The sequence below is a fragment of the Rothia sp. 27098_8_27 genome (assembly GCF_041432805.1).
GTDB classification, from domain to species: Bacteria; Actinomycetota; Actinomycetes; order Actinomycetales; family Micrococcaceae; genus Rothia; species Rothia mucilaginosa.
In genome coordinates this window covers 830,544-852,538 of sequence record NZ_JAPWAJ010000001.1, presented here as the reverse complement: position 1 = coordinate 852,538, position 21,995 = coordinate 830,544, and the positions used below count along the sequence as shown (strand labels likewise).

The following is a 21,995-nucleotide window of genomic DNA, read 5'->3' as shown; positions in this document are numbered from 1 at the left end:
TGGACGGGGGAGCTACCCGCCCCTGTATGGTGGTGGTAGACAACCTCACGCGGTTGTTCCGCCCCACCGTTATCACCCCGTCTTCGCCCCCTGGGAGGCTCCCATGATTCGTGTTCTGCTCGCTGACGATCAGCAGCTCATCCGTGAGGCTCTTGCTGCTCTGCTGGGCCTGGAGGTTGACCTGCAGATTGTGGGTCAGGTCGGTAGTGGTGATGAGGTGTTGGGCGCTGTCGCCCTGTTGAAGCCGGACGTGGTGTTGCTGGATGTGCAGATGCCCGGTACTTTGCTGGCTGATGGTATTGAGGCGGCTGCGGCGCTGCGTGATGCGGGTGCGGTGAGTGAGTCGGGTGAGCCGGTGCGCACGCTGATTGTGACGACTTTTGGCCGCCCGGGCTATGTGCGCCGCGCCCTGGAGGCTGGTGCGAGTGGTTTCGTGGTGAAGGATACGGGTGCTCGCCAGTTGGCGGAGGCGATTCGTCGTGTGCATGCGGGGTTGCGTGTGGTGGATCCGTCGTTGGCGGCGGATTCTTTGGTGACGGGTGCTTCTCCGTTGACGGAGCGTGAGGCGCAGGTGCTGCGTGAGGCGGCGTCGGGTGGTACGGCTCAGCAGATTGCGTCGGCGTTGTTTTTGTCGGCGGGTACGGTGCGTAACTACCTGTCGGCGGCGATGGCGAAGACGGGTGCGTCGACTCGTCAGGATGCGGTGCGTATCGCCACGGAGAACGGTTGGCTCTAGCCCCCTGCTCTAATCAACCCGGGCGGCTCCTGCGCGAACACGGTAGAATGGTAGTGTCTATGCCCGCAGGCGCCCCGCACCCGTTTCTTCCCCGAGACCGACGGTGCCGCGCTTGGAAGCGGGCACCATTTTCGCCCTGTGCCCGCCCGCACCCGCCGCATCACGTACGCGGCGCATCCGGAACGTACGGCGGCACATGATTCGAAGGAAAACTTGTGGCTCTAACTATCGGCATTGTTGGCCTGCCTAACGTGGGCAAGTCCACCCTGTTCAACGCTCTGACCGGCAACACTGTGCTGGCGGCTAACTACCCGTTCGCGACCATTGACCCGAACGTGGGCGTGGTGAACCTGCCGGATGCGCGTCTGAACCGTCTGGCTGAGATTTTTGGTTCGGAGCGTATTCTGCCTGCGACTGTTTCGTTCGTTGATATTGCGGGTATTGTGAAGGGCGCTTCTGAGGGTGAGGGCCTGGGTAACAAGTTCCTCGCGAACATTCGTGAGGCGCACGCTATCGCCCAGGTGGTGCGTGCGTTTGATGACCCGGACGTCATTCACGTGGACGGCAAGGTCGACCCCGCCTCCGATATGGAGACCATCAATACTGAGCTGATTCTGGCTGACCTGCAGACTTTGGAGAACGCTATTCCGCGTCTGGAGAAGGCTGTGAAGATCAAGAAGGGTGACGCCGCTCAGCTGGAGACCTACAAGGCTGCGCAGAAGATCCTGGAGGATGGTGACACCATCATTTCTCGTGCGAAGGACGCGAAGCTGGAGCTGGCTCATTTGAAGGAGCTGAACCTGCTGACTGCTAAGCCGTTCATTTACGTGTTCAACGCGGATGAGGGCATTCTGGCGTCTGAGGAGAAGCAGCAGGAGCTGCGCGATATGGTGGCGCCGGCTGAGGCTGTGTTCCTGGATGCGAAGCTGGAGGCTGACCTGGTGGAGCTGTCTGAGGAGGAGGCTCGCGAGATGCTGGAGATGAACGGTCAGGATGAGTCCGGCCTGGACCAGCTGGCTCGCGTGGGCTTCTCGACCCTGGGCCTGCAGACTTATCTGACTGCTGGTCCGAAGGAGGCTCGCGCGTGGACTATTTATAAGGGCGATACTGCGCCGCAGGCTGCTGGCGTGATTCACTCTGATTTTGAGCGCGGCTTCATTAAGGCTGAGGTTGTGTCTTTCAAGGACCTGGACGAGGCTGGCTCCATGGCGGAGGCGAAGGCTCGCGGTAAGGTCCGTATGGAGGGCAAGGACTACATCATGCAGGACGGCGACGTGGTGGAGTTCCGCTTCAACGTCTAAGCGATAAAAACATAAAAGCGGAGCCCCGAACTGTGAATGTCACAGTGTGGGGCTCTGCTATTTTCTTAGGTAGACCCCCCTACAGAAAAGCTGTTTCTAGACTACGATTCGCTACTTCGACGAGAAAACGTATGAGTGCGATACCCGTTACGATTATGCTGTGCTGGATTCACCTGGTTATGGAGTCTTCGTGTGCCGCAACTGCTAGAATACCCCCCCGGCCACCACGTGGTGGGAGGAGGAGCAGTTTTGGTGTTCCTACTTGTTTTGTACCTGCTTCCTTTAGTTAGTACCTTTTTGGTAGAGTAAAATCGGTGGGTTCTATTTGTAAAAACGTTGCTATGCTTTTGCAACTCTGAGGCTGCGTTTCAAATATAGTGTCCAAAAAATCGAGCGAATGTGAACAATGTTTTCAGAAAGGCAAGGCATGGCTGAAGGGTACACGCTGCGTTGTCCTATCCGAGGTCTACTCAAGGTTTCGGGTCGAAGTAAGGATGGTCTCTCTGCAACGGAGGAGAAGTTTCGCATTGAGGCTCTTCAATATCTAGTCAAGGAGGGTTACCCGGTCGCGAACTTCATCGTCGAACCAGTACTCAAGCGTTTCGGTAACTCTGGTCGCAACAGCTTTCGCGCCGATTTTGCCATTTTGGATTGTCCTGTCGAACCTGGGCATGGCACCGAATGGATTCTTGAGCATGCCCTGGTATTGGGTGAGGTAAAGCGGGATAATGCCGATGCGCTGAAAGCTACAGAGTTTCAGGTTAAGCCCATGCTGGACTTCGCCCGTAATCAGTCGTGTGTCGCGGTCTACTGGGACAACGTCGATCAGAAGGTTTTCTGGCGTGAGGCTAATGAGGAGGGCATACTAACAGAGCATGAGGGACCAATTGAAGTTCTTCCTGGTTTCGGCCATGCTCCTGGAGCCAAACCCATGGGGTTGAAGGATTTGCGTACCGATGTGCCGCTGCGCGAAATTTTCGTCCGCATAGAGAATACCCTCCACGCCGCATCGATCTCTCCAAACAAGCGCTTTGGTCTCATGATGCAGCTTCTGCTCGCTAAGATTCATGATGAAGTGTCGGCTCGCAGTACCGGTGGACCGCTGAAGATCCAGGACTACAGGTCGCTCAAGATGAGTGCGACAACTGCTATTGCCACTTACAAAGAGGCGGCATGTTCTGCAGTTTCTTACTACAAGAACCATTTGCCGGAGAACGTGTCCACAGACTTGCCAATTCCAGACACGGCTTTCTTCACGGTGATGAGTATTCTGGCTCCCTATCGGGTAACCGCCGCATCTCAGACTGTGGTCCAGGACTTCTACATGTACTTCGCGCGAGGCCTCTACAAATGGGACTTGGCGCAGTACTTCACACCGCCTGCCGTTACGCGCTTTATTATCGATATTCTGTCCCCTGAGTGGGATCAGGATGTCCTTGACCCCGCTTGCGGAAGCGCCGATTTCTTGACAGCAACCTACCGCCGCGGTGTAGATGCTGGTTTCGTAGACTACGCATCGAAGGTCTGGGGTCGCGACCTCTCGGCTGAGGCTGTTCAGGTAGCCATTTTGAATATGGTGCTCAACGGTGATGGAAAGTCCAATATCAAGGAATGCAACTCCTTGGAAGCTGTCGACCAGCAGGAGGGACGGTGGGATATTGTTGTCTGCAATCCCCCGTTTGGTACCCGCATCGTCGAGAAGAACCCAGACATTCTCAAACAGTTTGATCTGGGCTGTGCCGACTTCAAGCGAGAAGAAGACCCTATAAAATCTAAACCGCTGAAGTCTCAGGAGACCGGCATTTTGTTCGCGGAGCTCTGTGTCCGTCTGGCCAAGTCGAGCACGGGGCGTGTTGCCCTCGTCGTCCCCAATGGCTACTTAGGGAATATCTCGGCCAAGTATCTGGAGCTGCGTCGTTGGATTGTACGCCATGCTGAAGTTGTAGCAGTCGTCGGACTTCCCCGCTTCACATTCAAAGGTTCCGGTGCCGACGTATCGGCCAGCATCATCTTCTTGCAGAAGCGTGACCAGCCGCTCAAGGCGGTCCCCAAGGAGTCCAGTAAGGCGCTGGCTGTCCAACTAATTGACAACGTCGGCTGGTCGACTGGTGATAAGAAGGCATCGCCGACCTATGTGCGTGACGAGTTGGATGGCACGCTGGTACTTGACGAAATGCAGGAGCCAATCCTGCTCTCCGATTTTGACGCTGCCCTGCGCGAACTAGCTGACAGCCCAGCAGCAGCTGACTTCCCATGGCTCGCTAATATGCCTGGAAGACAACATGTGCATACTGGTAACGGCTTCTCAGTCATGTTCCAGGAGATTCTTGATGACCCCTACCTGACGCTTGATCCCAAGATGCTTTCGCGGAAGCGGCGCGTCACTATCGACAAGATTAAAGCAGTTCCTCACTTCGTTTTGGGTGACGTCATCGACTTCCTCCCGGAGCTTCGCGATAGCGCTGGGCATGCGGTGTTTCTTGACCCGAAACAGGAGTACCAGTATGTGGAACTCAACAATGTGGAGACTGGTAGTTACCGTACTCACTTACTTCGAGGTTGGCAGCTGCCGCAGCGAGCTAAGCACTTGGCTGAGCCCGGTGACTTCTACATTGGCTCCATCTGGGGCAGTGTCCGCAAATGGTTCGTCGTCGGTAAGTCGGAGCAGAACGTCGTAGTGACCAACGGAATGCATCGCTTACGCCTCAAGCCTGGTAAATCCGACCTTGCGCTCGACCTCATCGCTGGGCTGTGCTCTGAGGCATTTAGTGTCCAGATGCGGAGCGCCGCCCGTGGTTCTGACGGCTTAGCTGAGATTCGTCCTGAAGACGCAGGGAAAGTGGTCTTGCCTCTGGTGACAAACCAGGATGCACGCGATCGTCTTCAGCCGTTTGTCGATCAGCTACTGTCTGGCTTGACTGGTGTCGAAAGCGCCGTCAGGACCCTTGCAGCCGATGGACTGCTCTCAGGGCCGCAAGTAGCCGGTCGTACCAGCCACGTCCATCTGGTGTAGTAGAGCACATCATGTTCATCGGAAAAGCCCGAGTCTCGAAGGTCCGCTATCCCGGTTCTCCTCTCAACAAGGGAAGCGACTTGTAGCAGTTCTTCAGTGGCACGGTTTCTGGTGCGAAGTGGTAATGCTCAGGCCTGAAGAATGCTCTTGTGCACATAATGTCTGGGATACCCTCGTGGTAACCAACATTGACAGTCTTGGGCGCTTTATATGCGAGGCGGTGACGATTATCGCCGACCTAGCAGAACGTGACATCAATGTTTGTGTGCTCAACCCTGCACTTGATACGTCTAAGCCCACTTACAAAGTGGCCGTCAGCATTATGACAGCGCTGGCTGAATGGGAACGCGATTTGCTCATCAAACGCACTAAAATGGGCGTTGTCAACGCGTGTACCGAGGGCCGTGTTGGAGATTTCCTTAAAGCGCTTACTGATGATGAAGCGTGCTAAGTCCGTGACCTATACGCAAAGGGGGAGCGCATTACAGCACTCTCACACTCGTTCTGAGTCTCGATGCAGACTATTTGCTGAGCATTTGACTGAGATACAAATAAGCAGAACCCCCGAGATGATCTGGAATCATCTCGGGGGTTCTGCTTTCGCTAAAACTCCGGACTGCCATTGCTGAGGCCATGAATGGAGGTATCAATAGGGTGACGAAATGAGTGCTACTTGCGCATACACTATGTCTGAACGGGGTTCAAGTTTTTAACGAAATCCGTACTCATCATTTGCCTATTAACCCTCACGCGCCACACAAGGCAGCCGCCTGGGTGTAAGTCTTATCGACCGGGATTAGTGGTCAGCACCAACCATCACGTTGGATGCCTTGATGACTGCGTATGCAGTCTCGCCCACCTTCAGGCCCAGCTCCTTGATGGACTCGTTGGTGATGGAAGCAGAGATAACAACCTCCGGAGCAATCTCAATCTTAACGATGCCGTTGGTTGCACCCTCGGTGATCTCAACAACCTTGCCAGCGAACTGGTTACGTGCAGAAAGCTTCATGAAGCCGTGCCTTTCGTTCATAAAAACCTATAAATGCTCTAAGTACTCTACACGCCGCAGCCACTCAGAAGCACCTTCCAACCAAAATATTACGCACAAACCAGGCAAATTTTATTTTCGGCTTCACCCACGCCCCGAACCCGCCCCAAAAGACCGGCAAAAACCAGCCCCACACATGCGGTTCACACCCGCCAAATGGTATAGTCAGCACGAACGCGAGAATCTTCGCACCCTCCACCGTCGCACCCCCGCCCTCGCTGACGCGCGCCCACACGCCGCAGCACCACCGCAGTAACACCGCGGAAACAGGGGAGCGGCGCATCCGCACAGATCGAAGAAGGAACCATGAGCGAAAACCTCAACGAAATCGAAGCACCCGCCTGCCCCGAATGCAGCGAAAACTACACCTACGAAATGGGTGAACTCTGGGCATGCCCCATGTGTGGCCACGAATGGGAACGCACCGCAGCAGGCGAAACCGAAGAAGAAGCAGGCTCCAAGGTTCTCGACTCCGTCGGTAACGAGCTCGTCGACGGCGACTCCGTTACCATCGTCAAGGGTCTGAAGGTCAAGGGCGGCGCAGACATCAAGGCAGGCACCAAGGTGCGCGGCATCCGCCTGCTCGAATCCCCCGTCAACGGCCACGACATTGAGGCGAAGGTCCCCGGCGCAGGCCAGATGTACCTGAAGTCCTCCGTCGTGAAGAAGGCATAAGCCCAGGCGATATAAGCCAAGAAGGCGTAAAGTCTCCTGCGAGGCGCAGAAAAGGCGGCACCTCCCGCACTAGCTCACGCTAGGGGAGGTGCCGCCTTTGTGTATGAGGGGCTCATCTGAGAAAAGCTCAGCGCACCCTCAATAGGTCGGAATGTTTTACTTCCTGCCGGTAAGGCCCAGGTAGACGGAAATAGTCAGCATTGCTGCGAAAATCGAAATAATCCAGCGGATCCAATCAATGCCGCTGGTGTCCGCTACACCCAGCTGGGTCGCTGCCCAGGTACCGATAGCCGCGCCGACAGCACCGCAGATAATGGTCCAAAGAATCGAAATGTTCTGACGGCCTCGCATGAAGAAACGTGCGATCGCGCCAATAATTGCGCCGGTAATAATGGTGCCAATAATAGTGCCCATTGTTATCTCCAAAGGTTATACACCTGCCGCTGTGACAGGTGGTGTGTTAGTTCTAGTGTAGGCAATGCTGGTTACGGAAAGCTTAATAACGGGTATGTTAAGGTAAACGGCACCTCAATGTTTTACGTGTAAAACACTGAGGTGCCGTTCCTAATGAACGAAGCGACTACTTCGACTTACGCCAAATCTTCAGAGCGCTACAAATCATCGGCAGCTGCAGGGGCAGGCGACCATACGCAATAGCCTTACGCTGAGTGGACTGGTTACGCGCATCCAGAGCCATCTGAATGTTCGCGGGGAACACCGCAACAAACAGCAGAGCCGCAAGCAGACCACCGGCACGGCGGGTCTTATCATTAGCCAGCAGGGCAGCGGTGCCCAGCTCAGCTACACCCGAACCGTGAGTGTACGCGTGGGCAGGACCCGGCAGGTACTTCGGCACAATCGAGTCGAAGGGATCCGGGATGATGAAGTGCAGCGCACCCATCACAGCGAGGGCGCGAGCCATGCGAGTAGCCGAGCGCTCAGCGCTGTACTCTTTCTTCTTAAAAATACTCATGCTCCCATTATGCGCCCGTCAGAGGCTTATTCCCCGCCTCAACGATGCGCTGAACCGCTGCGTGTTTGACTGTCTAAAATGCGGACTAGGCACGCCAAACAGAAAAACGTTGTTCAAAAGCAGGTAAGATAGGGGACAACGGCACCACGTGCGGATGACGCCCCGCCTGCCCTCACCTTCAGGTGAGTCGCCAGACGGAGTAAAACACGGGGTGCCCTTCAAAACAATCAAAGGAGTACATCATGAAGAAGATTCTGTTCATCGCTATCCTGGCAGGCGCTGCATACTTCGGCTACAAGAAGTTTGCTGCCTAAATAGCTAGCCCTCGGGCACTCTACATATCCTTAAGCAACGAAAACCCGCCGTCTCACATATGAACCATATGCGAGACGGCGGGTTTCTCGTATGCCCAACCTCCCGGGCATCAAACACGTAGCCTATAAGGCGAACCGGCTATTCGCTCGGCGGAACCTCACCGGTCATCACAACCTTGTTCTGCGAGGAGCTCCAGCTGAACTCAGCAGTCGTGCGACCGCTCGCGCTGGCGGAGCTCTCATCACCCTTCACATAGCGGTAGGTCACGCTAATCGAGCTGTCCGAGGTACGGGTAATCACCGGAGAGAACACATACGGCTCATAGGTTGCGGTACCAATGAACTTGCCGCGGTGGAACAGCAGAATATGGTGCGCCATCGAGGAGATGCAGCAATCAGACGGGGAAGAACCCGGAATCGCGTCAATCCACGACAGCTCAGCACAGGGGTCGTAACCCTCGTACGTGCGCGAAACGTTCGTCCACTGATCCCACTTGCTCTTATTCTTCAACTCGCGCAGAGCCTTAGACACCACGGTCGATGCAGAATCAGACGCGCAGGTGGAATCCTTCTTCGACTCAGACTTAGCTTCAGACTTGGAATCCGACTTCGACTCGGAGGTGGTCGGCTCAGCATGAACCGTAATCGTCACCACCGACGGCACCGGAGCAGGCGACGAAGCACTCGGGGTAGCGCTCGCGGATGCGCTCGGGCTCGCCGACGGGGTCGGGAACAGTGCCTGAGTGGAGGTCGCGCTCGCGGAAGCAGAAGCGCTGCCAGAAGAAGACACCACGGTACCCGAAACAGCAGAATCAGTGCTTGCCGAGCAGGAAGTGACAACAAGAGCTAGAGCGGCGCCCAATGCAGGTAGAGCCAAAGCGGTACGGCCGGTGAAGCGGCGGCGATTAGAAGACATGAATACTCCTGAAGATGCGCGGCAGCGCGCATCGGTGCTGGTCAAGAAGTGAATAGTGAACTCGTCCAGTATAGGGAAAAAGAGGCGGGCACGTGGTGCGCGCGGTCAGTGCCGTTCGTTACCAGCGCCGTTCGTTACCGTGGCATGTGTGAGCAACTGCCCGGCCCAAACCCCAAGCCCAAACACCCAACACCAAAAACTGGCTAGCAGACCTTATCGTCCGTCAGATAATGCACCAGCCGGCCGCGCCTCGCGGTCGCAATACGCGCCGTAATCCGCGGAAAAACCCACAGACTAATCGCGCCCTGAGCCCACAAAGTCAGCGAAAACAGTAGCGGCCGGAACGCAACATCGCGCGGATCCACGCCGGGGTTGAGAAGGCGCGCGAGCGCATCCGACAGGAAAATCGACGGGAACATCAGCGACATCAGCACCGTGCCCAGAACCCAGCCCGGCCCGAAACAGAGCAGAACCCAGCGGGCGCTCATCCGCAGGTTCTTGCGGTGCGCCCAGCGGAACTGCCAGCCGCGCAGACGGTACGGATAAATCACGCCCAGAATCGAGCCCAGGGACACCACAATAGCCGGCACCACAAAGAAGGACAGGGACATCATGAGCGTGGGGGTCAGGTTCTTGTCCTGACTGTGCAGAACCAGCGCCAGCAGAGTGCCAGAAACACCCGTGATCAGACCGATTGCAATAGCCTTCGTGCGCACGAACAGGTGCAGGGCGTGCGGGTCGCTACTGCGCAACGCACGCAGTGCATGCTCCTCATCGTGGCCCATCAGGTTCGTTGAGGTGACGTCCGCAACCATCCAGCCGACCATCACCAGCGCAAAACCAGCCGGGCCCTTAAACTCGCTAAACAGCCACGAACGCCAGACATCCGGGAGTAGGTACCAGCAGATTGCCGCCAACAGGGCGTTACACATGAGCGTCTGCGTCTCCACAGGGAAGGGGCGCGTGAACATGCGGCGTAGCTCAGCGCGCACACTCGGACGGTACGTATTCTGCGGATCAACGAGGGCACGACCCTCCACCCGCTGACGGCGCAGGTCCTGACGGAGTGCCCTGAAATTCGTCACGGGGTGCGCCAGCGGCGCAAGGCGGGAAGATACGTGCCTCAATATGCTCACCTGCCCATTGTAGAGGTGCCGCTGAGGCGAAGCGGCACCGCAGAAAATCAGCTATGCGGAAACTCCACCCACTAGAGCCTGTGTCCCCTTGCACACCCGCCGCATCCAAGGGACAATGAAAGCATGGCTGAAGTAACTCTACAGAACGAACTCGTAATCCACACCAACGGCGACCTGCCCGCAGTCGGCGCAAAGCTGCCCGAATTCTCGGTTCTCGCGGCTGATCTCTCCGAGATTTCCTCCGCAGATTTCGCAGGTAAGAACCTGGTGCTGAACATCTTCCCCTCCGTCGACACCGGTGTCTGCGCAAACAGCGTCCGCACCTTCAACAAGCAGGCTGCAGGCCTGGAGAACACCGTCGTGCTGTGCGTCTCCAACGACCTGCCCTTCGCAATCGGCCGCTTCTGCGCAGCCGAGGGCATTGAGAACGTTGTGACCTCCTCCGCTTTCCGCTCCTCCTTCGGTGAGGACTTCGGCGTGAAGCTCGTGGACGGCCCCCTGGCTGGTCTGCTGGCACGCTCCGTGGTCGTCGTGAACCCCGCCGGTGAGGTTGTCTACACCGAGCTGGTTCCCGAAACCACCAACGAGCCCAACTACGAAGCAGCCCTGGCAGCTATCAAGTAAGCTTAGTACGGGACCGGACAAGGTGCCGGCACCCGCATAGTACTTCCGTTGGGTCTATTCCCGGCGGTACACAGCACAGCAGATACTGAACGTCTACAGTGCATGATCTGGGGTTCACCCACACATGCGGCTGGCGACAGCATAACGCCCCGCCCACCCGGTATTTCGGGTGGGCGGGGCGCTTTACTATATCCAGACTTAGTGCGCGATTCAGACTTAGTGCGCGATTCAGACTTAGTGTGCAGAGGCGTCGGGATTGCCGGGAGCGTCGGTTGCGGCGGGCTCCTCGTCCGCGACCAGCATATGCTCCGGCAGGGTGCCTCGGCGCTTAGCCACCACAAAACGCGACACCAGCAGCAGAATGTACACCACCATCGAAATCAGCAGCATCGACTGCGGCGCCACCAGCAGACCAACCGCCGCAGACACACCCGCAATAGCGGCAGTCGTGCGGTCCTTAGAACTGCGATACGCATCGATAGCGAGCACCGCAAAGAGCGCCGTCATCACAAAATCCACGCCCTTGAGCTCGCTCAAGAAGCTTGCACCCAGCACATAGCCGAGCGTTGCGCTCGCTAGGACGCTCAGGTGCAGACCCGCGTGAATCCACAGGATGCGGGAGGCACGAAGCTTATGGCGGTCCGGTCCGGTGTTCAGCGCGTACGCCTCATCAATGAGGGTGTACACGGTGTAGAACTTCGCCAAACCACCCCGCACACGCTCAATCGGGTAGGACAGGCCGTACATGAGGTGGCGCGAATTAATGAGCAGAGTCATCACCGCGATAGAGAACAGCGAGGCATGATTCGACACCATATCAATCAGCACAAACTCCACCGAACCGGCAAAAACCAGGAGCGGCAGCAGGGGAGCCACCCAGAACGGCAGACCGTAACTGTGCACCAGCACGCCCAGACCAATGCCGACAAAGAACAGACCCAGCATAATCACGCCGGCAACGCGCATCGCCTCCGCGAAGCCGCTCTCGCGCGGCTGCTGAGAGTCCTGCGCATCGGGGGAGGCGGGGGCCTCCACCACGGGAATCATGCCGGTTAGCGGAAGGGCAGAAGCAATGACCTGTTCCACCTGCTCGGGAGAAGCCTGATGGGGCGCGGGTTGGCTCGCCTGCTGAGGTGTGGGCTGAGAAGAAGCAGCAGGGGAAGTAGTAGCGGAAGAAACAGACTTCTTAGAGATGTTCATCGTGACCCCCCCTAGAAAACCCAGTTAGCCAGCACAACGCAGGTGACGGTACCCGCCACCATGCTCAGCACCATATTCTTACGCCACAGGTGCGCACCCACGGTCACCACCAGACCCGCCAGGTACGGTACCGCCGTAGCGAACGAGGAGTAATTAATCTTCGCCACCGCATAGATGGCAAGTAGCGCAACCGCGCCGAGCGGAATCCAGTGGCTGAGCGCATCCAAAAGTTCGGAGCCAGCCAGAGCCTTCTTCAAACCGAAGGGAAGCAAACGAAGCAGGAACGTAATACCTGCAGCCACAAGAATTGCGGCAAGAATATAGCCGGTGGTCACTTCACTGTTCATGAAGATTTTCTCTTTCTGCACATACTCAGCGAAAGACCCCGAAAGAGGCGTGCGGGTGAAGCCGTGAAAGCATCCGCGAAAAAGGGTAGGGAGAGCCCAACCGAAGAGGTGTAGGGCGCTAAGTAGTGCGGTAGGTACGTGAGTTGATGAAAGCCGCGAAACGAAGAGGTGGAGGGTCGTTCCTCCTGCACGAGTTTTCTGCGCGGATAGTTCTGTGCAGATAGTTCTGAGCGGGTAGTTGCGCGCGTCAGTAGTTCTCGTGTGTGACCTCGGGTGATGCCGCTCCCGGTGCGGTGTTACTCCGGGGCGGCACAGCGTTCTGCGTCGCTAGTTTCCTTAGCGGTATCTTTCATCTGAGTCATGGGGTACCTTCATCTCTGGGAGCCTCCGCGCAGGTTCGCGCGGGAGGCATCTTAGTAATCCTAGAAATAGAAAGAGGGGAGAGCGAAGCTCCACTCATCTATCCTAACCGGTTTCGAACACGTATGTAACGTTCTTACCGCTGTGTGGAAGCGGGAGCATCAGTGGTAGCGGCGGTTTCAGCCTCAGCCGCTACCTCATGCACAGCACGATGCGGCAGAGTACCGCGGCGCTTCGCCACCGGGAAACGCGCCAGCAGCAGCACCACATACGAACCCAACGCCACCACCAAGAACGAGGACGGCGCAAAAATCAGCGCAACCGCAGCCGAAACCGCCACAAAGAGCGCCGTCACGCGATCCGGGTTGGCGCGGTAGCCGTCCATCGCAAGAACCGTGAAGATAGCCACCATCACGAAGTCCACGCCCTTCAGGTTACTGAGGAAACTCGCGCCCAGCACATACCCGAGGACTACGCTCAGAACCCACGACACGTAAATCAGCACGTTCACCCACAGAATGCGCGCCCCCGAACGCTCATTACGATCGGGACCGGAGTTGAGAGCAAACGCCTCATCGCAAAGAGTGTGAATCGCCAGAGCCTTAGCCCAGAAACCCTTCACATTGTGCAACGGGTAGGAAAGACCGTACACCAGGTGGCGCGCATTCACCAGGAACACCGTCAACGCAATCGACGCGAGGGGCGCGCCACCACTGACCATGCCCACCATGAGGAACTCCACCGAACCGGCAAAAACTAGGGCAGATAGCAGCGGCGCAGTCCAGATCGGCAGGCCGTGCGCGTTGAGGATAATACCCAAACCCAAACCCAGCACAGCGATACCGAGCATCACCACGGAAGAATCCGCAACAGCCAAGCGGAAATCACTCTGCGTGCTCGTACGCCCAGTGTCGGGACGCCCAGTGCCGGGGGTCTGTGCCATAAAAGAGTTCCTTGTGTATGTTGTGCTCTTCAAAAAATCTACTGTGTGCGTGAGGGACTTCGAAGCTCCGCCGCGGTTTTCCAGTGTATAGGAGCGGCCGGTTGACCGACGAGAAAAAGAGTCCGGGAATAAAATAATGAGAAACACGCTTATAGTGAATGGCACTAAACAAAGAACCACCCGAAAGGGCAACCCGAAAGGAACCTCAATGGCTGAACAGAACAACACCGTGCAGACTGCTGAAGAGCAGAAGAAGGTGTACTCGCACCAGCAGGAACGCCGCGAACTCGACAACTACCGCCAGACCAAGATCGAGCGCATCGACCGCCTGCGCTACCGTGCCTACGGTGCCAACGGCGCAACCCTCGACTTCGGTGTGGGCGAGGGCCTGCTGACCCCCGTCGAGCTGCTGCTCGCCGCGATTGCCGGCTGCTCCTCCGTGGACGTGGACGCGGGCACCTCCCGCCGCTCCACCCCCGAGGTGTTCGAGGTGCTCGCCTCGGCGCTGAAGCAGACCGAAGACGGCGCGGTGCGCCTCGACGACGTTGAGGTGGACTTTGATGTGCGTTTCCCCGCCGATGAGCAGGGCGCCAAGGCGCAGAAGATGGTGGACCGTCTGATTCAGCTCAGCGAGCAGAAGGATTGCACCGTTTCTCGTACCGTGGAGCACCCCACGAACGTTTCGTTCCACAACCTGGCTGACTAAAGCCGGGTGAGCTGAATAAATCGGGTGAATTAGCCTGATATGGAACCCTCCCGTACCGCTTGTGATGAAGCGGGTACGGGAGGGTTTTTCTGTGTTTTTGTGGTTTTGGGTGGAAAAGAGCCTCAAAAGCGAGTAGGATTGACCCTCAGATTAGGAAAACTTACGGTACGTAAGAAATCCTTATGATTAAAGAATTTCTTGACCCAGGCACAAACCTTCGGCGGCACCACCAGCAGCAGGACTAGACTGGACACCAGACTAGACCGCTAGCAAACGCACGAAGCAATAGCCTCAGAAAGAAGACCTGACATGGCACAGCCTACAGAGACTTCCGGCGCTGCATCGGAAGCCACCCCCGCAGAGGGTGAACTGAAGCGAGGCCTCTCCGCCCGCCACATGCAGATGATTGCAATCGGCGGCGCAATCGGCACCGGCCTCTTCGTCGCCTCCGGTAAGACCATCTCCACCGCAGGTCCCGGCGGCGCAATCCTCGCCTACGCCCTCATCGGCATCATGGTGCTGTTCCTCATGCAGTCCCTCGGCGAGATGGCGGCGCACCTGCCCGTCCCCGGCGCATTCCAGACCTACGCGGCACGCTACGTGTCCCCGTCCTTCGGCTTCGCCATGGGCTGGAACTACTGGTTCAACTGGGCGATTACCGTCGCCGCTGAACTCGTCGCCGTCGGCGAGGTGATGAGGTACTGGTTCCCGGACATCCCATCCTGGGTGTGGGCGGCAGGATTCCTCGTGCTGCTGACCGGCATCAACGCCCTCTCGGCACGCTCCTACGGTGAAAGCGAATTCTGGCTCGCCACCATCAAGGTCGTCACCGTGGTTGTCTTCCTCATCGCGGGTATCGCCATGATCTTCGGCATCCTGGGCGGTAGCTCCCCGGGCGTCTCCAACTGGACCGTCGGTGAGGCACCCTTCGTCGGCGGCGCACCCGCCGTACTCGCCATCTTCATGGTGGCAGGCTTCTCCTTCCAGGGCACCGAAATGATCGGTGTGGCTGCCGGCGAATCTGAGAACCCCCGCCGCGACGTGCCCCGCGCGCTGACCAGCGTGTTCTGGCGCATCATGCTCTTCTACATCGGCGCGATGGTCGTCATCGGCTTCCTGATTCCTTACTCCGACCCGAACCTGCTCACCGCAGCGGACGGCAACATCAACATCTCCCCGTTCACCCTCATCTTCGAGCGTGCGGGCATCGCCTTCGCGGCAGCCATCATGAACGCCGTGATTCTCTCCGCAGTGCTCTCTGCAGGTAACTCGGGCCTGTACGTTTCGGCTCGTATGCTCTTCGCGCTCGCCCAGGAGGGTAAGGCACCGAAGATGTTCACCCACATCAACTCCGGCGGCGTGCCCATGAACGCGCTGCTGGCAACCGCAGCTATCGGCGCGGTCGGCTTCATCGCCGCACTGCTCTCGCCGGACGGCGCGTACCTGTGGCTGGTGAACGTGTCCGGTCTGGCTGGCTTCATCACCTGGGTGGGTATCGCTGTGGCTCACTACCGTTTCCGCCGCGCGTACCTGAAGCAGGGCAATAGCCTGAAGGACCTGCCCTACGTGGCACCGTTCTTCCCCGCAGGCCCGATTATCGCCTTTCTCATGTGCCTGGTCGTTATTGGTGGCCAGAACTACGAGGCGTTCCTGAGCGGCGACTGGGCTGGCGTGCTCAGCTCCTACATTGGTCTGCCCGTGATTATCGCGGTCTGGCTGGTGCACCGCGTGGTCACTCGTGACCGCCTGATTCCGCTGGAGCAGATTGACGTGAGCGGCATCGAGGTTAAGGCTTCGAAGTAACGCGAATGCTTGCGCCGGCTGATAGACTCTGCTGGCTGAATTAGCTGATACGTGAAGAGCCGCCGGTTCCCCTGACTGAGGGGATCCGGCGGCTCTTTGCTATCTGCAGTTTATTCCGCACGGGTGAGCTAGGCTGTATGCTCTGCAGCTCTTAGGAATGGCGGCGCGAACGCAGAACGCTCAAGCCAAGACCCGCACAGATTGCAACAACGCCAATGCCAACAATCACACCAACGCTGGATGCACCGGTGCTCGCCAGGGTAGCCTTCTTGGGGCTGCTCTCCTTAGCGAGGCTGTCCTTTGCCCCAGTGTCCTTAGCCAGAGTGTCCTTAGCCGAGCGGGCGGCGGTCACCGGAGCCTCCTGGGCGGGCTTGCTCTGAGCAGGCTTATTCTTGGGATGCGCCACGGTTGCGTCCTCCAGCTTGTCAGCGTTGGGGGTCTTATCGGCAACCGGCTCCGGAGCGACCGTTGCTTCCGGCAGTGCGGGAACGGTCGGCGCGTCGGTCGGGTTCACACCCACGGTTGCCTCGGGCAGAGGAGCTACGGTCGGCGCGTCGGTCGGGTTTACACCAATGGTTGCTTCCGGCAGGGGTGCTACGGTCGGCGCGTCGGTCGGGTTCACACCCACGGTTGCCTCGGGCAGAGGAGCTACGGTCGGCGCGTCAGTGGGGTTTACACCTACGGTTGCTTCCGGCAGGGGTGCCACGGTCGGTGCGTCAGTGGGGTTCACGCCAACGGTTGCTTCCGGCAGGGGTGCTACGGTCGGCGCGTCGGTCGGGTTTACGCCGATGGTTGCCTCGGGCAGGGGTGCCACGGTGGGTGCATCGGTCGGAACCGCAGAAACCACGGGCTCCTGCGCGAAAAGCTCAAGAGGTTTCTGAGCATCAAACGAGCCGTACTCAGCACCCTGAACGCCAGCCGCCATAGTGCCCGCAATGTACTTGTGAGAGGTATTCAGCGTCGCCGCAACATTCGCCGGGACCTTCACCTCCGTCTCAAAAGCACCGTTGTGAATCTGCGAAGCAGGTACGGTCACCTCAGCCACGAAGCGCATACCCATCTGAGGAAAACGACCGGGAACCCACACATTCGTATCAGACACCACCACGCGCACACCGTGCGGGGTAGCCTCACCGGTGTAGCCGGTACCGCGGACCTTCAACACGGTCTCACCCTTGGTGTTCAAACGCGGCGAATCCACGTGCAGAACCGGTGCGGCGCTATCCTTCACAACGTCCATGCGCAGAATCTGACCGCCCCCGTAACCATCAACGATGATATTAGCGACGAAGCTGTAGTTCTTCGCCGGGTCAATCAGGCTACCGGGAACGTAATGGGTCGCAGTCGCCGTGCCGTCCTTGAACGGGCCCTCAACGCGCACCGTCTGAATCGGGTTCAGAAACGGGAAACCCCTATGGTTTGCCTCGTGCAATGCCGGGGCGAAAGCGGTAGTTTTCGCGGGCAGTTTCGACGCCTTGAACGTAATCTTGTTCAGACGCAGGGCGGTCTTCAACTCACGAGTATTGGTCTCAACTTTGTAGTTGTAGACCGTAATAACCGGCGGGTTATCCGGATTCGGGGTATTCGCTGCCGCAACAGAAGGCAGAGCGCACAAGCTCAAGGAAGCGGCAAGAAGAACAGAAGCGCCGGCGCTACCGTAGCGGCGGGCAGGAGAAGAGTTAGCCATCATGAAGTTCCTTCTACATGGGTGATTGAGTGATCCGCACTCTTCCTGTATCGCGCCAAGTCGAGTGCGTATACGGTACCGCGACATCGCGGTTAATTACACCGTAACACGCACCTAAACGCATGAACCGGACATAAGATAACTCGCCGAAATATTACGTAAAACCAATACCTACAGGGCGCACAATAGGGTGGATGAATAAGACAAACACGCACTGCGCCGGGTGGAGGATACGGAAATGCTAGGGTAGAAAGATGCCCACGCAGAAGAACCCGCAGAACCGAGTAGAAGCAACCCCGCCCGCCCCGCCCGCCGAACTCAGCGCTACTGAGCACAGCGCCATCGACAGCACGCACCGCGTCGTGAACGTGTGCGCTGTAGCAATCCGCAACCGGGACGGGCTCGTACTCACCGTGCGCAAGCAGGGCAGTGACGGGTTCATGATGCCCGGCGGCAAACCCGAACCGGGGGAGACCCCGCTACAGACCGCCTGCCGTGAAGTGAACGAAGAAATCGGGCTCACCCCCGACCCCGCCCGGATGCACCACCGCGGACTCCTGGAAGCGGCGGCACTGAACGAGGCAGGCTTTACGGTACGCGCCGAAACCTACGAATACGCACCCACCGACGAACAGCACGAGCTATTGGCTTCGCTGGTGCCGCAAGCCGAAATCGCTGAGCTGCGCTGGGTCAACCCCGCCATGAGCAGCTCTTTCGATTCTGCATCGCAGGCACCGCTGAATACCGAGCAGATCTTCCCGCTGCTGGCACGCACCCCGCTACCGTAACCCCCGCCCCTGACGTGCCCCTGAACCGGCGGGCGGCACACATGAGGTACACAGGTGCATCCGGTACCCTCAACACAGCAACATCTATCGCGGGTAGAACGCATAGAGGCGCTCCACCCCGGAAACCCCCCATACACCCCAAGGAGAACCATGAAGAAGACTGACTACAACCTCGCCGTCTACTGCGGGGCACGCTCCGGCAACGACCCGCTCTTCACCACCCGCGCCCAGGAGCTCGGCACCCTCTGCGCCCAGAACAATATTGGTGTGGTGTACGGAGGCGGCCGCACCGGCCTCATGGGTACCGTCGCGGGCGCAACCCTGGACGCCGGCGGCGTAGTTTACGGCGTGGTCACCCACAAGCTGGTCGGCCTGGAGGGTGTGTACCCCGGCCAGACCACCCTCGACATTGTGGACACCATGCACCAGCGCAAAATCGCCATGATTGAGAAGGCTGACGCATTCGTCGCAATGCCCGGCGGCCCCGGCACCCTCGAAGAGTTCTTTGAAGTTTTCAGCTGGCAGTTCCTCGATATTCACTCCAAGCCGGTCGCCCTGCTGAACGTCAACGGCTACTGGGACAAGCTCATTGACGCGATGCACTACATGGCGTCCACCGGCCTGCTCAACGAACGCTACCTAGACGAGCTCATCATCGCCACCACTCCCGAAGAGCTGCTGGATGCGCTTGCCAAGGACCTGGAACGCCGCGCCGCCGAGAAGAACACTGCTGAATAAAGCCAACACTGCATAAAACCAACGCAGAAAACGAGAACCACTATGGCAACCACCCCCAACCAGGCACGCACCCTGCTGCTGACCTTCTTCGGTCCGTTCCCCGGCGTGCCGGTGAACCCCACCGTTGCGCTCGCTGAGGGTGCTCAGCGTCTGCTGACTCAGAGGCGCCCGGATTTGAACGTCATCACCCGCGAGCTACCCGTCAGCTACGACGGATCCAGCACCGCTCTGCGCGCCGCCCTGCAGGATGTGCAGCCCGATGCGCTCATCAGCCTGGGCGTTGCGGTTGGCCGCGACGTGGTCAGCCTCGAACAGGTCGCTATCAACCTGGACTCCGCCGGTATTGAAGATAACGACGGCGACCAGCGCTGCGATGAGCCGATCGCTCCGGGCGGTCAGGAGGCGTACTTCTCCTCCCTGCCGGTGCGTGCCAGCTTTGAGCGTCTGCGTGCGGCGGGGGAGCCGGTCGAGATTTCGTACACCGCCGGAACCTACGTGTGCAACCACGTGTTCTACGAGGGTCAGCGCATCAGCCGTGAACTGGGTCTGAGCATCCCCGCCGGATTCGTGCACGTTCCCGCAACCTGCGCCGACGGTGAAGAGACGACCAAGGGTGTGGAGCTGACCGCCCACCGTGACGCCGGTGGCGTGATGCGTGATGAGCAGGGCATCCCGCAGCTGCCCGAATCCACCGTGGTGCGCATTATTGCGGAGGTCGCCTCCGACACCCTGCCCGCAGTGAACTAGCAACACTGGGCGTAGCTAGAACCCATATAACAAAACCGCCGGATAGCCTCCCAAACTGGGAGCCTATCCGGCGGTTTGTGCATCCTATACCCGCGGGCCATAAAACCCTTGGGGCTATGTTTGAGCTACTACTTGGTGCGGTTCTTCAGGTAGTAGTCAATCAGCGAAGCGGTCGAAGAATCCTGACGAGCCAGAACCTCGCGGTCACCCTCAATAGCGGGAACCAGGTCCAGCGCCAGCTTCTTACCGAGCTCAACACCCCACTGGTCGAAGGAGTCAATACCCCAAACAACACCCTGAACGAAGGTGATGTGCTCGTACAGGGCAATCAGGGAGCCCAGAACGCGCGGGGTCAGGCGCGGCGCCATGATGGAGGTGGAGGGGCGGTTACCGCTGAAGATACGTGCGTTGACCACGTGCTCTGCGGTGCCCTCTGCACGAACCTCTTCCTCGGTCTTACCGAAGGCGAGAGCCTGAGACTGTGCGAAGAAGTTAGCCAGGAACAGCTCGTGAACGTCCTGCTCGCCGTCCTTGGTCGGGTGGACCGGGTTAGCGAATGCCAGGAAGTCCGCAGGAATCAGGCGGGTGCCCTGGTGAATCAGCTGGTAGAAAGCGTGCTGGCCGTTGGTGCCAGGCTCGCCCCAGAACACTTCACCGGTTGCGTAGTTGACGAAGGAGCCGTCCGCGCGAACGGACTTGCCGTTGGACTCCATGGTCAGCTGCTGCAGGTATGCGGGGAAGCGGTGCAGGTACTGGTCGTAGGGCAGAACCGCGTGGGTCTCAGCACCGAGGAAGTTCACGTTCCAAATGTTCAGCAGACCCATCAGAACGGGTACGTTCTGAGCCAGGGGAGCGGTGCGGAAGTGCTCATCCATTGCGTGGAAGCCGGCGAGGAAGTCAGCGAAAACCTTCGGGCCGAAAACGATAGCCAGGGAGGTACCGATTGCGGAGTCTACAGAGTAGCGGCCGCCAACCCAGTCCCAGAAGCCGAAAGCGTTCTCGGGGTCAATACCGAATGCTGCAACCTTGTCGAGTGCGGTGGAGACAGCCACGAAGTGCTTAGCCACAGCCTCGGACGCTTCCTTGCCTTCCAGAGCGCCAGCCTCAGCCAGTGCGGACAGCAGCCACTCGCGTGCCACACGCGCGTTGGTGAGGGTTTCGAGGGTACCGAAAGTCTTGGATGCGACGATGAACAGGGTGGTCTCGGGGTCCAGGCCGGAGACCTTCTCAGCCACGTCGGTCGGGTCAATGTTGGAGATAAAGCGTGCGGTGATGCCTGCATCAGCGTAGGGCTTGAGAGCCTCGTACACCATGACCGGGCCCAGGTCGGAGCCACCGATACCGATGTTCACAACGGTCTCGATGCGCTTGCCGGTGATGCCGGTCCACTCGCCGTTGCGCACGCGCTCAGCGAAAGCGTAAATCTTCTTCAGCACGGCGTGAACGTCTGCGTCTACGTCCTGGCCGTCAACGGTCAGCGCGGGGGTGTAACCCTCGGGGCGGCGCAGCGCGGTGTGCAGTACTGCGCGGTCCTCGGTGACGTTAATGTGCTCGCCGGAGAACATTGCCTCGCGAGCCTGCTCCAGCTTGACCTCTTCAGCGAGCTTGACCAGCAGCTCAAGGGTTTCGGAGGTAATCAGGTTCTTGGACAGGTCGACGTGCAGTTCGTCGGCGGTGAAGCTGAGCTTCTGCGCGCGTTCCGGGTCAGCGGCAAACCATTCGCGCAGGTTCGGGGTGAGAGATTTGTGGTGAGCGGACAGAGCAGACCACGCGGAGGTGGTCGTAGGGTCAATAGAAGTAGTCATGCTTCCATTCTCTTATTTTCAGGTGCCTCTGTCATCTCTTTCGAGAGTGATATGGGACGATACGGCGAAAAAATCGAAACCTGGCACTGCTGTGAGCGGCATAGAAACGAAGTGAGCAATTCGAAGAAATCGAAG

The 21,995-nt window shown here is 58.5% G+C and carries 21 protein-coding genes; 11 read left to right on the top strand and 10 right to left on the bottom strand.

The window, feature by feature from the left end; genetic code table 11:
- Nucleotides 1-103: 103 nt before the first annotated feature.
- From O3675_RS03185 to O3675_RS03170, 4 genes are all read left to right on the top strand, one after another.
- Entirely contained in the window at nt 104-736 is a 633-nt protein-coding gene (locus O3675_RS03185) for a response regulator (protein WP_005508461.1), read from the top strand.
- Nucleotides 737-951: 215 nt separating this feature from the next.
- Nucleotides 952-2,037: a redox-regulated ATPase YchF gene (gene ychF / locus O3675_RS03180; RefSeq protein WP_005505132.1), complete on the top strand. Its 1,086-nt coding sequence runs from the start codon at nt 952-954 to the stop codon at nt 2,035-2,037.
- Between the two features lie 427 nt (nt 2,038-2,464).
- A complete protein-coding gene (locus O3675_RS03175; protein WP_371570928.1) occupies nt 2,465-5,050 on the top strand; it encodes a class I SAM-dependent DNA methyltransferase in 2,586 nt (861 codons plus the stop codon).
- A 124-nt stretch (nt 5,051-5,174) separates the two neighbouring features.
- Nucleotides 5,175-5,501, top strand: coding sequence for a recombinase family protein (locus O3675_RS03170; protein WP_371570926.1), 327 nt, complete (start codon nt 5,175-5,177; stop codon nt 5,499-5,501).
- A gap of 345 nt (nt 5,502-5,846) precedes the next feature.
- On the opposite strand, the gene O3675_RS03165 is transcribed toward O3675_RS03170, so the two are convergent.
- Nucleotides 5,847-6,059 (bottom strand): molybdopterin-binding protein, encoded by a 213-nt coding sequence (locus O3675_RS03165; protein ID WP_005505155.1) that lies wholly within the window; start codon nt 6,057-6,059, stop codon nt 5,847-5,849.
- 345 nt (nt 6,060-6,404) lie between these two features.
- Here O3675_RS03165 and O3675_RS03160 point away from each other — a divergent pair, with 345 nt between their 5' ends.
- Complete coding sequence (locus O3675_RS03160; RefSeq protein ID WP_005508467.1) at nt 6,405-6,773, top strand: zinc ribbon domain-containing protein YjdM; 369 nt, start codon at nt 6,405-6,407, stop codon at nt 6,771-6,773.
- A gap of 156 nt (nt 6,774-6,929) precedes the next feature.
- Here the strand turns inward: O3675_RS03160 and O3675_RS03155 are convergent, their stop codons facing one another.
- The 4 genes from O3675_RS03155 to O3675_RS03140 form a co-directional block, all read right to left on the bottom strand.
- Nucleotides 6,930-7,187, bottom strand: a complete 258-nt coding sequence (locus O3675_RS03155; RefSeq protein ID WP_005505157.1) for a GlsB/YeaQ/YmgE family stress response membrane protein — start codon at nt 7,185-7,187, stop codon at nt 6,930-6,932.
- 166 nt (nt 7,188-7,353) lie between these two features.
- Nucleotides 7,354-7,746, bottom strand: coding sequence for a membrane protein (locus tag O3675_RS03150; protein WP_005505158.1), 393 nt, complete (start codon nt 7,744-7,746; stop codon nt 7,354-7,356).
- 453 nt (nt 7,747-8,199) lie between these two features.
- Entirely contained in the window at nt 8,200-8,976 is a 777-nt protein-coding gene (locus O3675_RS03145; protein ID WP_371570922.1) for an LppP/LprE family lipoprotein, read from the bottom strand.
- A gap of 203 nt (nt 8,977-9,179) precedes the next feature.
- Nucleotides 9,180-10,103 (bottom strand): hypothetical protein, encoded by a 924-nt coding sequence (locus O3675_RS03140; RefSeq protein ID WP_371570920.1) that lies wholly within the window; start codon nt 10,101-10,103, stop codon nt 9,180-9,182.
- Nucleotides 10,104-10,235: 132 nt separating this feature from the next.
- Between O3675_RS03140 and tpx the strand changes: the two genes are divergently transcribed.
- Nucleotides 10,236-10,736: a thiol peroxidase gene (tpx, locus tag O3675_RS03135; protein ID WP_049338137.1), complete on the top strand. Its 501-nt coding sequence runs from the start codon at nt 10,236-10,238 to the stop codon at nt 10,734-10,736.
- Nucleotides 10,737-10,970: 234 nt separating this feature from the next.
- Here tpx and O3675_RS03130 read toward each other — a convergent pair whose 3' ends face one another.
- From O3675_RS03130 to O3675_RS03120, 3 genes are all read right to left on the bottom strand, one after another.
- Nucleotides 10,971-11,936: an AzlC family ABC transporter permease gene (locus O3675_RS03130; RefSeq protein ID WP_371570918.1), complete on the bottom strand. Its 966-nt coding sequence runs from the start codon at nt 11,934-11,936 to the stop codon at nt 10,971-10,973.
- Between the two features lie 11 nt (nt 11,937-11,947).
- Nucleotides 11,948-12,283, bottom strand: coding sequence for a branched-chain amino acid transporter permease (locus O3675_RS03125; RefSeq protein ID WP_070507515.1), 336 nt, complete (start codon nt 12,281-12,283; stop codon nt 11,948-11,950).
- Between the two features lie 496 nt (nt 12,284-12,779).
- Nucleotides 12,780-13,586: an AzlC family ABC transporter permease gene (locus O3675_RS03120; RefSeq protein WP_371570915.1), complete on the bottom strand. Its 807-nt coding sequence runs from the start codon at nt 13,584-13,586 to the stop codon at nt 12,780-12,782.
- A gap of 208 nt (nt 13,587-13,794) precedes the next feature.
- Here O3675_RS03120 and O3675_RS03115 point away from each other — a divergent pair, with 208 nt between their 5' ends.
- Both O3675_RS03115 and O3675_RS03110 read left to right on the top strand, forming a co-directional pair.
- A complete protein-coding gene (locus O3675_RS03115; protein WP_371570913.1) occupies nt 13,795-14,292 on the top strand; it encodes an OsmC family protein in 498 nt (165 codons plus the stop codon).
- Between the two features lie 309 nt (nt 14,293-14,601).
- Entirely contained in the window at nt 14,602-16,095 is a 1,494-nt protein-coding gene (locus tag O3675_RS03110) for an amino acid permease (protein WP_049354198.1), read from the top strand.
- 151 nt (nt 16,096-16,246) lie between these two features.
- On the opposite strand, the gene O3675_RS03105 is transcribed toward O3675_RS03110, so the two are convergent.
- Entirely contained in the window at nt 16,247-17,785 is a 1,539-nt protein-coding gene (locus O3675_RS03105) for a hypothetical protein (RefSeq protein ID WP_371570910.1), read from the bottom strand.
- 251 nt (nt 17,786-18,036) lie between these two features.
- Between O3675_RS03105 and O3675_RS03100 the strand changes: the two genes are divergently transcribed.
- From O3675_RS03100 to O3675_RS03090, 3 genes are all read left to right on the top strand, one after another.
- Nucleotides 18,037-18,570, top strand: a complete 534-nt coding sequence (locus tag O3675_RS03100; protein ID WP_371570907.1) for an NUDIX domain-containing protein — start codon at nt 18,037-18,039, stop codon at nt 18,568-18,570.
- Nucleotides 18,571-18,720: 150 nt separating this feature from the next.
- Nucleotides 18,721-19,308 (top strand): TIGR00730 family Rossman fold protein, encoded by a 588-nt coding sequence (locus O3675_RS03095; protein ID WP_371570905.1) that lies wholly within the window; start codon nt 18,721-18,723, stop codon nt 19,306-19,308.
- A gap of 42 nt (nt 19,309-19,350) precedes the next feature.
- Nucleotides 19,351-20,055, top strand: coding sequence for a pyroglutamyl-peptidase I (locus O3675_RS03090; protein WP_314363611.1), 705 nt, complete (start codon nt 19,351-19,353; stop codon nt 20,053-20,055).
- Between the two features lie 128 nt (nt 20,056-20,183).
- Here the strand turns inward: O3675_RS03090 and pgi are convergent, their stop codons facing one another.
- Nucleotides 20,184-21,860, bottom strand: a complete 1,677-nt coding sequence (gene pgi / locus O3675_RS03085; protein WP_005508482.1) for a glucose-6-phosphate isomerase — start codon at nt 21,858-21,860, stop codon at nt 20,184-20,186.
- Nucleotides 21,861-21,995 lie beyond the last annotated feature (135 nt).

Excerpts from the sequence above, each read along its gene's own strand:
- O3675_RS03125 (WP_070507515.1), bottom strand. The coding sequence starts at position 12,283 with ATGAACAGTGAAGTGACCACCGGCTATATTCTTGCCGCAATTCTTGTG.
- O3675_RS03160 (WP_005508467.1), top strand. The coding sequence starts at position 6,405 with ATGAGCGAAAACCTCAACGAAATCGAAGCACCCGCCTGCCCCGAATGC.
- O3675_RS03150 (WP_005505158.1), bottom strand. The coding sequence starts at position 7,746 with ATGAGTATTTTTAAGAAGAAAGAGTACAGCGCTGAGCGCTCGGCTACT.
- O3675_RS03105 (WP_371570910.1), bottom strand. The coding sequence starts at position 17,785 with ATGATGGCTAACTCTTCTCCTGCCCGCCGCTACGGTAGCGCCGGCGCT.
- O3675_RS03165 (WP_005505155.1), bottom strand. The coding sequence starts at position 6,059 with ATGAAGCTTTCTGCACGTAACCAGTTCGCTGGCAAGGTTGTTGAGATC.
- O3675_RS03185 (WP_005508461.1), top strand. The coding sequence starts at position 104 with ATGATTCGTGTTCTGCTCGCTGACGATCAGCAGCTCATCCGTGAGGCT.
- O3675_RS03155 (WP_005505157.1), bottom strand. The coding sequence starts at position 7,187 with ATGGGCACTATTATTGGCACCATTATTACCGGCGCAATTATTGGCGCG.
- O3675_RS03145 (WP_371570922.1), bottom strand. The coding sequence starts at position 8,976 with ATGTCTTCTAATCGCCGCCGCTTCACCGGCCGTACCGCTTTGGCTCTA.
- O3675_RS03090 (WP_314363611.1), top strand. The coding sequence starts at position 19,351 with ATGGCAACCACCCCCAACCAGGCACGCACCCTGCTGCTGACCTTCTTC.
- O3675_RS03130 (WP_371570918.1), bottom strand. The coding sequence starts at position 11,936 with ATGAACATCTCTAAGAAGTCTGTTTCTTCCGCTACTACTTCCCCTGCT.
- O3675_RS03120 (WP_371570915.1), bottom strand. The coding sequence starts at position 13,586 with ATGGCACAGACCCCCGGCACTGGGCGTCCCGACACTGGGCGTACGAGC.
- O3675_RS03095 (WP_371570905.1), top strand. The coding sequence starts at position 18,721 with ATGAAGAAGACTGACTACAACCTCGCCGTCTACTGCGGGGCACGCTCC.
- pgi (WP_005508482.1), bottom strand. The coding sequence starts at position 21,860 with ATGACTACTTCTATTGACCCTACGACCACCTCCGCGTGGTCTGCTCTG.
- O3675_RS03110 (WP_049354198.1), top strand. The coding sequence starts at position 14,602 with ATGGCACAGCCTACAGAGACTTCCGGCGCTGCATCGGAAGCCACCCCC.
- O3675_RS03170 (WP_371570926.1), top strand. The coding sequence starts at position 5,175 with ATGCTCAGGCCTGAAGAATGCTCTTGTGCACATAATGTCTGGGATACC.
- O3675_RS03175 (WP_371570928.1), top strand. The coding sequence starts at position 2,465 with ATGGCTGAAGGGTACACGCTGCGTTGTCCTATCCGAGGTCTACTCAAG.
- O3675_RS03100 (WP_371570907.1), top strand. The coding sequence starts at position 18,037 with ATGCCCACGCAGAAGAACCCGCAGAACCGAGTAGAAGCAACCCCGCCC.
- O3675_RS03115 (WP_371570913.1), top strand. The coding sequence starts at position 13,795 with ATGGCTGAACAGAACAACACCGTGCAGACTGCTGAAGAGCAGAAGAAG.
- tpx (WP_049338137.1), top strand. The coding sequence starts at position 10,236 with ATGGCTGAAGTAACTCTACAGAACGAACTCGTAATCCACACCAACGGC.